General features: G+C 30.7%; 10 protein-coding genes. 7 read left to right on the forward strand and 3 right to left on the reverse strand.

The window, feature by feature from the left end; all coding sequences use genetic code 11:
• The 5 genes from J8M14_RS20010 to J8M14_RS20030 all read left to right on the forward strand — a co-directional run.
• On the forward strand, positions 1-827 hold an 827-nt coding region (locus tag J8M14_RS20010), incomplete at its 5' end, for a hypothetical protein (protein WP_211076604.1).
• 111 nt (positions 828-938) lie between these two features.
• Entirely contained in the window at positions 939-1,610 is a 672-nt protein-coding gene (locus J8M14_RS20015) for a hypothetical protein (protein WP_211076605.1), read from the forward strand.
• A 186-nt stretch (positions 1,611-1,796) separates the two neighbouring features.
• Complete coding sequence (locus tag J8M14_RS20020) at positions 1,797-2,660, forward strand: hypothetical protein (protein WP_211076606.1); 864 nt, start codon at positions 1,797-1,799, stop codon at positions 2,658-2,660.
• Positions 2,661-2,692: 32 nt separating this feature from the next.
• Complete coding sequence (locus J8M14_RS20025) at positions 2,693-3,220, forward strand: hypothetical protein (protein ID WP_211076607.1); 528 nt, start codon at positions 2,693-2,695, stop codon at positions 3,218-3,220.
• A 128-nt stretch (positions 3,221-3,348) separates the two neighbouring features.
• Complete coding sequence (locus tag J8M14_RS20030) at positions 3,349-3,942, forward strand: hypothetical protein (protein ID WP_211076608.1); 594 nt, start codon at positions 3,349-3,351, stop codon at positions 3,940-3,942.
• A gap of 199 nt (positions 3,943-4,141) precedes the next feature.
• Here J8M14_RS20030 and J8M14_RS23430 read toward each other — a convergent pair whose 3' ends face one another.
• Positions 4,142-6,058, reverse strand: coding sequence for an acyltransferase family protein (locus J8M14_RS23430; protein WP_211076609.1), 1,917 nt, complete (start codon positions 6,056-6,058; stop codon positions 4,142-4,144).
• Positions 6,059-6,513: 455 nt separating this feature from the next.
• The gene (locus tag J8M14_RS20040; RefSeq protein WP_211076610.1) at positions 6,514-7,092 is read right to left on the reverse strand and encodes a hypothetical protein; all 579 of its coding nucleotides are present in this window, start codon (positions 7,090-7,092) and stop codon (positions 6,514-6,516) included.
• A gap of 263 nt (positions 7,093-7,355) precedes the next feature.
• Here J8M14_RS20040 and J8M14_RS20045 point away from each other — a divergent pair, with 263 nt between their 5' ends.
• Positions 7,356-8,411 (forward strand): histidine kinase, encoded by a 1,056-nt coding sequence (locus J8M14_RS20045; protein WP_211076611.1) that lies wholly within the window; start codon positions 7,356-7,358, stop codon positions 8,409-8,411.
• On the forward strand, positions 8,408-9,178 hold the full coding sequence (locus J8M14_RS20050) for a LytTR family DNA-binding domain-containing protein (RefSeq protein ID WP_211076612.1): 771 nt from the start codon (positions 8,408-8,410) through the stop codon (positions 9,176-9,178). The genes J8M14_RS20045 and J8M14_RS20050 overlap by 4 nt, the downstream gene beginning before the upstream one ends.
• A 180-nt stretch (positions 9,179-9,358) precedes the next feature.
• On the opposite strand, the gene J8M14_RS20055 is transcribed toward J8M14_RS20050, so the two are convergent.
• Entirely contained in the window at positions 9,359-11,629 is a 2,271-nt protein-coding gene (locus J8M14_RS20055) for a fibronectin type III domain-containing protein (protein WP_211076613.1), read from the reverse strand.
• Between the last annotated feature and the right edge of the window lie 103 nt (positions 11,630-11,732).

The raw sequence follows: 11,732 nt of genomic DNA on the forward strand, positions 1-11,732 counted from the left end.
TTGATAAAATGAAAACCGAGAAAGAAATCATAAAGGAATTAAAGAAAAAATGGGATATAAACCCATTCGATTTTTGGATCCCACTTTCTGGAGAAAATGAAGAATACACTTGTTATTTTCGAGATAATGAATTTGACGAAAATTTTGGTTTTGAAAAACTAAATAGAATTTATAACGAGCTTAAAACTGGAAAAATATTTGAGTTTACCTATCCAAAAGAAACGAAAATAATTGACGAACTAAAAGTATCTGAATTTAATGGAAATGATACATTTTACGTAGATGATAATATTGATTTTGTTGTTTATAACACGTACGAAAGAACGATAGCATTTGCAGGAGATGAACTAATAAAACGAATAAAAATTGAATGGACAGAATATGAGAAATTCATTAATCCTTGGACAAGGGATAATTCAATAGATATTGAGCTTGAACTTGAACTTGAAAAACGAATACCAATTTGGAATTCAATTTCGGAATTTTATTTAGACACTGAATTACAAGATTCTGACTATGAATCGATAATCAATACTTTTCTTAATTCTGACTTACATATATCGGAATTAAAAGAAATTGACCTTTACGAAGTATTTCCAGTACTGAAAGGTAATTTAATAAGTGTGGCAGGCGAATGGAATAGCTTTGATGAAACGTGGCTGAAAGACGCTTGTGCAAAAGCATATTTTAAAAGAAAGAATAGTTTTTTTAAATGGAAAACAAAGTTTTATAATCGATTTTTGTATTCTTTGAGAAATGACCATTGGACTGAAATAGAAAAACGAATAAAAACGCACTACAAAAATGGCTCCTATGATTCATTATAGTTTTGTACCCCTAAAAATAAAATTATTAATCAACGGCTGGTTTCTAAATGAAATAATCCTGCAGATGATCTCACAACGAAATCATAACCCGAGTCGTTATAACTAAATCGAATGAAAAGTAAATCTATAATTGTTTCTTTTTTATTATTAATTGGAATTTCTTGTAAAACATATGAGAAAAAAGCTAATTCAGAAAACAGAATAAAAATTGAGTGGGTTGAAAATCTAAATGGCGATTTTTCTTTTAGAGAAAAATGGAATTATAATGAAGGTATTTATAGAAATAAAAATGGTGAATTAAGATTAGACACTGGACTTTTTCCTCCAGAATTCCAAAAAGTTATAAACCGAATGAAAGATGAAACAGGAGAAATATTCAAAGATTCATTAAGTAAATATTATAAAATCATAGATACAACGCATATATTCCATTCTATAAAATCCGAAACAAATGTTTATGAAGGTACAATTTACGACCATATGGAATTTAAAAAAATGAAAAATAGTGGAATTAAAGGAGAAACAATAAATAATATTTCAGGATATAGTCATTTACATATTAAATTAGAAAATGAGCATTGTTATGCTTGGAATCAATATAATAGTACACGAAATTTAGGAAATCATATTTTCAATTTAAAAAATGGGAAAATTTTAATTGATAAGTCATTGTTTCTAAAAGGAATCATAAAAGCTGAATTTGATTTTAATTTTAAAAATACTTTGGCGTTAAAAGAAAAATTATTTTGGAAAGGGAAAATATACAGTACTATTAAAAGATAAATAAAAAACCAACATACAACACCATATTAATTTCTAGGCTGTTGCTAATCACGAAATCGCTTCAAAATTTTCTCTAGCTCGTCCAACTTTGTTAATTTAGATGCTTAACTACACAACTAACTTCATACAAAACTGTTGGTAACACATTATGATAACTAAATGAGATTATTAATTTTAATATTACTAATGCAGTTTAAAATAATGTTTGGACAAGACTTAGATTCTTTAAGGAAAATTTACTTCAAGGATTTCAAAGAGACATTTAAGAATGAGAGTTTTGAAATTGGTGATATGATTATTAAACAAGATTCAGGAAAGAGTTATTTTGAAATTGATATTGTTCCCCAAACAAAAAAGGTGTATGCTATAAAACAAACATTTAAATATGAAGATGGTTGGGGTTATAAAAACAATAGTATTCTTAACATAATCAAAGTAGGAAAAAAAGGAACTTCAAGGACTTTTTCTGGAATGGAACCAAATCCTTTCATCAGTTATACTTGTTCAGTGGGCGATACCATAGTTATTCCTATTTACTGGGATAGCCATATTATAGCAAATAAATTCTCATCTGGAAATAATCAGGAATATAATATTTGGGGTAAAATAGATTTGCAGACTAAAATATGGAAACAAGAAGAAAGGCAATTGGATTGGGATATAACAAATAACGTAGATGAATTGAAAGTAATAGATCTATTTTCGAGCTATTCCATTCATAGAGGTTTACGTGAAGAAACGGTTAGCCATTCTATTCGATTTGAAGCTATCAACCCAGGTAAGTTTACTTTACAAATAGGCGATACAAAATTACCTATTATTATTTTTTCAAAAGGAAAAAGTATTAGGAAATATGTTACGCAGGTTAGGGGGCATCAATGGGAGGATAATGTAACTTCTACAGCACTTCCTTATGATCATACTAAAGAAATAAAATATGCAATATTAAGAGTAGGTGATAAGATTGACGTAACATACAACACGTATATACAAGAAATTAAAAACCCTTCAAAATCGAATCTAAAACTGGAAATAAATAAACAAAATTAAACTACCATCACCAAGGTAACAAGTTGAATAAAATGGAAATTGAATATTTATTTGAGAAATTAAATTTAGAAAAGAATAGTGACGATCTTTATGACTTTTGGGGAAATTCTTTTCAAATGAATATAAGTGGTTTTCAAATTGAAACTTTTGAACAAAGAATCGATTTGCTTAACAAAGCAACAGAAATTGAACATCAAAGATTAATTAATGATGAGGATAGCTGGGCAATCACAGGCTTTAAAAAATTAAATGAAAATTGGAAAGAGTTTGACTTTGAATATGGAAAGGAAATGCTTTTTAATGCTATCAGATATGATTTGGCTTATTCAAATTCAGAAAGAATGTCATTGGAGAATGCCAGGAAATTTCATCATTTGATAATGTCTGATTATGAAAAGAAAAATACTTTTATATACTGTAATTACGATAAGAGTCCTTGGGATAAGAGCTCTGGCGGATATGGTGGTTGGAATCTAACTGATGATTGGACTTTTGACATAGGGATTATACTAATTAATTCGCATAAACTGACATTTAATTATTTTTTAAGTGAAGACTAAAACCAGTTGTCAATAATATATAACTATAATTACGGCAGATTATACTAAACCTGAATCCGCTTAGAATTGCTAATTTAATCCATAAATGACGGTTATATGAGCCGTTATAAATCATTTGATGTAAATATATGGAAAGATATACTGTTTTCACTAAAACAAAGGTTATTAATAACACCTTGGCTGTTAAGGAAAATATTATTAGATGGTTGTCAGATAACCAAATAATCCTATTGAAACCAAATGAGGGTGAATCATTGCATTATGCCGGATCTAGATATACAGATATAGTAGAGGAAGATTGGAGTGGTGAAGTTGAGTTTATTACTCAAAAAAGGGAGTTAAGACATGTTTTGAATTGGGATTTGGGCGTAGACTTTTTTCTCCCTGATAGGGTGGTTTGCCCTAAATGTCAAAAGGATTTAATTAAAGATATTGATCCTGCAACCTTTTACGGAGAAGATAATAAACAACAAGATCCTAATGAGATAAAATTTATAAGTGAATTAGCTAAAGGAATTTCAGCTTGGAATTCTGGAAAAGAAGTATCTCTGAATTGTCACAATTGTAAACGCAAAACTCTAATAGAAAATTATGATTATGATAACAGTTTAATTTTTACCAACTTTGCAATCATTTTTTGGAACTGGCCAGAATTGAATGATAAATTCAAAAATGAATTTAAACAAAAACTCGGTGAGGATATTTTGATTGAAACACTCTAAAAAACAATTTACAACAATAGCAACATCACAAAACCCAATGATTTCTAGAAAAAACAAATTCAATAGCCTCTTGTTAAGAATACTTTTCTGTTTAGCTGAGTTGGTAAAATTTAAATTTGAGTGGATTATATAGATTTTTATCAGGTCTAAGATGACATTTTTATCAAAAAATTGAATTTAGGCGATTTCGCTTCAGGGTCTATTTTTTTAGATTGTTATTCAGAACCTTTAGAGGGTTTCCTTTTTCTTCAAGATACTTTTCTGCTATCGACTTTGCTCCACTTATATTTAAATGATAAAAATCGCGATAAACGATTTGTTCATTAAGCACATATTCGCATTTACCATCGACACACATTACATCGTTCATATTAATAATGGTAACTGAAGGAAATCTTTTCTTGATTTCCTGCACAATATACTTTTCCGGACGTTTGTAACATGGAATCAATAAATCTTTCTTCAAAAACTGAGCTCCCATTTTAGCTTTATGCAACTTCATTTTATGTGCATTGGTCGGAATTGTCATCCTTAAATGATCAATAATAACTACGTTCTTTTTCAACGCTACTAATTCTTGTATAGATTCGAGTATTTGATTGTAATTTTCTGAATCAATTGCCATGGCCTCCCAAAATGCTGCGATACAAATAACATCCATTTTTTTGGCATATTCGAATCTCTTTTTTCCATAGTCATCACCAGATGTATCAGGATAATCTAAATTACGTAATAACGGATAACCTGGAGCCGCACTAACATCAAAATACATATTAGCATCCTTAGCTAATATATCAACAAAATAGGCAGAATGATTAGCAAAAGAATCTCCTATCAAAATACCATCAACTTTATTTTTAACTACCCCTAAATTGCACTCTTTATAGTTACCAATTCTATGTGTATTGTAGCAATTAGATCTTACTTCATCCGGAAAATTCGCTTTTCTATTAAACTCAGTTAGATTAGGAAAACGATGAGGAAATCCATCTTTACTATCAATTACTCCATAAATAAAACCGGCAACCATTACACTTGGAAATAAAATATAGAGTACTGTTTTCGAAAATCCATACTTGAATTTATACCTAAAAGGCTGCTCGACAAATCTCCAAGAAAAATATGACAATAAAATTGTAGCTGTAATAATCATTAAGACTATCGGCAATGTTAACTCAAAACCTAAATATTTTGTGAACACTATTATTGGCCAATGCCACAAATACATTGAATACGATAGTAATCCTAAAAATACAATACTCTGAAACTCAAATATACGATTGACTACGCCTTTTGAATCTTCTTCTTTTCCTGACAAAATCAACAATACAGCGCCCAAACAAGGCCAAAAAGCATTTAACCCAGGGAAAACACTATCTTTTGTTAACACTATAGCTGGTATAACAACAAGTAAAATTCCTATAATAGAAATGATGTGATTAATTGATTTTGTACGCTTCGGAATTCGCTCCCACAATATTGCTAAAATTGCTCCCATCAAAGGCTCAAAAAAACGAGCTGGCAACAAAAAATATGCCATAGACTTATCTTCTCCCGTCAAATAAACCGATAACAGAATGGTACAAATTAAAAATGCAATAGCAACGTATACTCTAGTACTTAAACCAAAGAAACGATGAAGAATTAACATTAAAATGGGCCAAACCAAATAAAATTGTTCTTCAACAGATAAGGACCAAGTATGCAGCAATGGCATAAATTCAGTATTCCAAGCAAAATAATCATTATTAGCTACCCATAAATAGAAGTTATTTGTACTCAACATTGTATGTAACACCGTTCGAGAATAACTTTCAAAATCATTGGGAAACAAAAACAAATATGCAGGAATCGTAATCACTGCTAAAACAAAAATTAAAACAGGGATAATCCTTCGTATTCTTCTCATGTAAAATTCTTTGAAAGAAAATGAATTACTGAGAAGCTGTTTATTTATAGAACTCGTTATTAAATAGCCAGAAATCACAAAAAACACATCAACACCAACAAACCCACCACTAAATACTGAAAAATCGAGATGAAATAGAATTACTAAAAAAACCGAAATTGCCCTTAAACCATCAATATCAGGACGATAGATAAGAATTTTACTCACTTATATTCAAAATATTATATTCTGCATTTCATAAAAATCCAACTTTAGAGGATAACAAAATACCTTTGCTACAATTATGAAACTTTTTAATGCGCAAAAATAGCATTTTAGATTCTGATTAAAAATAAGTTAGTTATTTCTTATTAAGAGTTAAGTAAATTTCTAAGATAAGCCCTAGAGAATTAAACTCTAAGAGGTTAAAAATGTGCCAACAACATATAAAAAATATAAAAACAGTTCTCGAAATCGTTGATTATTTGCTAAGCATTCAAATATAAATTAAATGTGGCAAGGTTTATCTTTAACCTGTTTAAACCTTAATTAAAGCTGACAACCCGGTCAACCAAAACTTTTTGATTTATGATACGGATTATATATCAAAAAGGGAAGTAACCTATGGTTAAACTTCCCTTTTCAAACTCTATATAAAGTATAAAAAATACTTCCACTATGAATTAAAACTTAAAACTCCCCAAAAAACGCTTTCCATTATCTACTTGTATCACAGCTTTAGTACTATATTTGGAAAAGTCAATCTTCTTTTTGATCATTACTTTGCTAGATCTTATAGTGGGTATAAGGTTCACTCCCTTCTTGTCAGTAATTGTAATACTCACTTCTTTTTCCAAAGGATTAGGAATATACAATAATACAATGCTACCTTTTTTCTTAAAAACAGGCTTGAATACCTCTAACGGAGTTTCTACCTTTTCTGCTTTCCCTTGTACAAATTTGAATATGGTTTGCACAACCTTATACTCGTTTTCTAACGTAACTAAAAATGTATTCCCCTCTAAATTTGTTAAAGAGAACTGATTTTGTAAAACATCGGGAGTTTTGGCTTTCTCTCTATACAATGTTTTATTATTTGTATCCTCTATGATTACTTTAGTTTTTACATTCTCAAAACCATGATATGCTAAAACTACTTTTTTGTTTTTAGAGGATAATAAAACTATACTTCCTTCTACTTCATTGCTAAATCCTATGTTACCCATCAATAGAGCTAGAATAAAAATGATACTTGCTTTCATAATACTCCTATTTTTTGATTATTGTTTGCTTCCTTAATTTTAAATTTTATATGAATGTATGGCAATCATTAAGGCTCATGTAACAAAAAGGACAAGCATACCGGTATGAAGTACACATAACGGAATTTGTTTATATATCAAGTTTTATAAGTTGTTTATCTCAAAAATTGATGAAATAGTCATTTGTCCTTTATTTTTAACTACTGGTCACAAAAACTTTACCTGTGGTAGTAGTCCTGTAGAAATAATTGTAATATAGCAGTATGATCTGGCTAAAAAAATATGATTCATGGTCGTTGGAGCGCATTATCCGCCATATATTGTATTGGGGTGCTTGGAGTTCTTTTTATGTATTTACCAATTATTTTATCAGTATTAATAAAGCACTATGGCAATGGGCTTTTTTTGAAGCATTAGTACTTCCGATGAAAATAGGCTGTGCTTATATGATTGCTTACGTAATAATGCCTAAATATTTATATCAGCAGAAATATCTTAAATTTATTCTGATTGCCGGGATAACTGCTTTATTTTTTGGTTGGTTATTATACCTCATGTATTATGGAGTAGTTTATCCAAAGATTTTAGGCAAAGATGATAACTTTAACACTTTTAGAAGTTTTGTCTTCAAAGGGGTAGAATTGGCTTATATATCAGGAATGGTGTTAGGTATTAAATTTTTTCAAAACTTTTTACACGAACAAAAACGTAACCAGGCATTACTACAAGAAAAAATAGAAGCGGAGTTAAAATATCTGAAGAACCAGGTGCAGCCTCATTTTCTTTTCAATACGCTCAATAACATCTATAGCCTTGTACTACAACAAGACAAAAAAGCTGCAGATATGTTGGTAAAATTATCCGAAATACTAGGGTATTTACTCTACGATAGTAATGTATCGCTAATCCCCTTGTCCTGTGAAATCGAAAATCTGGAAAATTATATAGAACTGGAAAGACTTAGATATGACCGCAAATTAGATTTCAGATACAAAAAATCCAATATTCCTGATGTATATATTTCGCCATTGATATTGCTCCCTTTTATAGAAAATGCTTTTAAACATGGTCCTGCAAAGGAAGAAAGAGATTCTATTATAGATCTAAGTATTGAAGTAAAGGGCAATATTTTATACTTTGTTATTAAAAACACCTATAACGAAACCACTATTAATGACAATTTACAGTCTGGTATTGGACTAACTAATATTAAAAAAAGATTAGCTTTAATCTATCCTAAAGAACATGAATTAGATATCATAAAAAAGGATACTTTTAAAATACGTTTGAAGATCACCTTATCAGAAGGTTTATCATGAAAAATACAGTCAATTGCATTATTATCGATGATGAAGAGATGGCTACCAAGGTTATAGCCTCTCATCTTGAGTATGTGCCGGAATTTACTATTGTTGGTATTTACCATAGTGCTGTGGAGGCTTTTTTGGCAGTTGAAAACCTAGAGGTAGATGTAATGTTTTTAGACATACAAATGCCCAAAATAACCGGATTATCTATGCTAAAAATGCTAAAAAAACAGCCTCTTACAGTATTGACTACTGCACATAGAGAATATGCTTTAGAAGGTTTTGAGCTAGAAGTGGTAGATTATTTGTTAAAACCTATAGGTCTTCAACGTTTTTTACAGACCATAAGTAAGTTAAAAAGAATGTTATCTACGAATACAAATACCTTACCCCAGGATCAATCTATCCAAGAAAATAGTATCACAGAAACTACAGAAAATGAACCACATATTTTCATCAAATCAGAAAGAGCTTTTGTGAAAATAGTATTTGCTACTATTCTTCAGGTTGAAGCAATTAAAAATCATATTAAGATTGTTACGACACAAGGCACACATATTACCCTAATGCCCATTTCTGAATTTGAGAACAAATTACCTCCGAATGATTTTATACGTATTCATCGTTCCTTTATTATTAATATTCACCACGTTGTACGGTTTGACAACCATAATGTAACGAATAGGAATGGAGTATTTCCAATAGGTCGCTCTTATAAAGAAATATCTAGAGAAGTGTTGAATAAAAGGTTAATTAATCAAAAAAAGAGAAGCAACTAATATAGTTTAATTGCCTTTCTCACTATAAAAGGTATAAAAAACTACTTATTCTGACCAGTAGTTCAATGTAGCCAATATCCAACCTTCCATCAAAATATTATCTTACAAAAGAACCGTTAAATCTAACATAGAATTAACGGTTCTTAAACAAACGCTTAGAATTTTTTTATTCCTCCTATTTTATTGCTTTACCAATCGCTGAGTCTTAATGGTTTTTCCATTATCGTCGTTAATCGTTAATAAATAAATTCCTTTGTTGGTAACTTTAGGAGTAATAGTAACTGTTTTATTTCTTGACTTTGAAGAAATATTTTCTTTATGTATTACTCTACCTTGTAAGTCATAAATAAATACTTGGTAGCTTTTATTTGCTTCGAATTGTGAAGTTGTTATATTAATTATACTCTTAAATGGGTTAGGATACGATTTAAAACTAAGGATATTTAATTCTGGAGGAAATTGTAATTGAGTAATTATATTATTTCTGGATCTAGTCGTACCACAAGGCCCGATGAAGTTCCAACCATCTGAGGTTCGTTCAAACAAATTACCTTGATAGGTGACTTGATCTCCTACCGAATATGATACTCCACTTTGCCAAGAAGCTACACCTGCACATATATCTGGCGGAGTTGAAGAAGTGGTGTAACTAACAATCAATCTTGGTGCTTTATTAGCTCCTCCTTCATAGGAATCCGCAACTCTTTTTGCCGAAGTGCTATTTAGACTATTTCCTTTACCTCTAATAATAAAACTTACATTATTTCCAGAAATCCAGCCACTTTTATTTACGAGGCTTTGCACCATATTTTTTAAGTTAGGAGTACGTTGACCACTTCCACTCTGACCACTAGACCAAGAAGATGGTTCCCATGTAACTTTACTGGAAAATGTAGATCGATCAGACACCTTATTCGCAGAAGAAAATGCTGGAGAATTATTGCTATTATGTAAAGAAATTTCCAGTTCTGTACCGGCGTTATTACTTTCATCAGCAGTAAACTGTATATAAGCAGTAGTTATCGTGGCATTATTTGGTAGTTGAACACCTCTAAATCTTAATCCAATTTTTTGGTACCCATTATTATTATAGCTATCATAAACCATCTCCAAGTCACTACTATTAGTATACAACGTTCCATTCTGACTTTCTTCTACGTCATCATTACCCGAACTAATGGCTACATCTATACTTCCATTATCTGGATCAGGATCTACAACCGTTCCTCTATTAATTGTTACAACACTTCCGTTTGAAGGGTTCCAAATATCAAGGTTTGATGGTATTTGGAACACATTATTATTAGAAACCGATCCTACCTGAGAAGCATTATCTACCCTTATAGTACGAGTTTCAATTTTATTTTCGTCGACAAAAATCCATTTAAACTGATTAAATCTAGATGAATTACGAGTCCATGATTTATTATCATTATTAGAACGTAGCGGTGCCCCCCAACATCCTTCGCCGACATATACTGTACCATTAGTATTATCTCTTACAAAACCTTCATCATTGCCTGATCCCGCAGAAGGACGAACCGGCCATGTGGTCTTTACCGTATGTGCATCACACTCTACTACTAGTTTTACTCCTTTATCATAAAAAAGTTGTGCCCAATTATTGTATTGGTTATTTCCTTCTCCTTTAGACGAAACGTGAGGACGCATAGGTTTGTGGTACTGTGCCATTTTCCAGATAGCATTTGGATTAGCATTTAGATCATTTCTTAACCAGGCAGTTTGATTTCCTGAAATCGAAATCTCTGTATTTAATGTATACGTTCTAACTAAATTATTCCCGAATGTTATTGCATAATATACACTGGAAGATGGAACATCAAATAGATTATAAATACTATTGTTACTATCTTCGTGGTTTCCTCTAGCAGCGATAATAGGAAACATTCTTCCATCAGAAGCAATGGTTAATTGCCAATCATTAAACCAATTCTGCCATTGACTGCTAGAATCACTATCTGTCATATCTCCTCCAAATAAAACTGCATGGGGTTTTAATTTTGCCACAAGAGAATTCGCATTTCTTCTTGGTGTTCTATTATTTCTAGAATCGCCTCCTGCAATAAAAGATAATCTACTATTGTCTGCTGGAGCTGTTTTAAACCAAAAACGTTCACTAATACCCTGATTATCCCTTATTACAAAATAATACGCGGTATTGGGTTGTAAACCTGTTAATCGAGCAAAAGTATTATTCATTCCTTTATAAGAAACATTTCTATCTGGAGCTTTAGAATTTGTGTAACTATTATAATTAGTTCCAAAATCAGTTGTCCCATAATAAACAACAGGATTACTTCCTGAAGTTTGATTCCATCCAATAACTATTGAAGTAGCAGGATTACCTCTTAAGGTCAGTCGATATTTGTCATTTGAAGCTTGGGCTTGTAATCCAATTAAGATTACAAACAGGAAAAAGAGTTTTTTCATTTTTTGTGTGTTAGGTTAGCAATACCGAAAATAGCATATAAATACGAGGAAGTTTTATATACAAAGTATTATTAATTAATAATTAATTCCTTTAACTCAAACT

The organism is Aquimarina sp. MMG016, from assembly GCF_018100805.1.
In the GTDB taxonomy this organism is placed as follows: Bacteria; Bacteroidota; Bacteroidia; order Flavobacteriales; family Flavobacteriaceae; genus Aquimarina.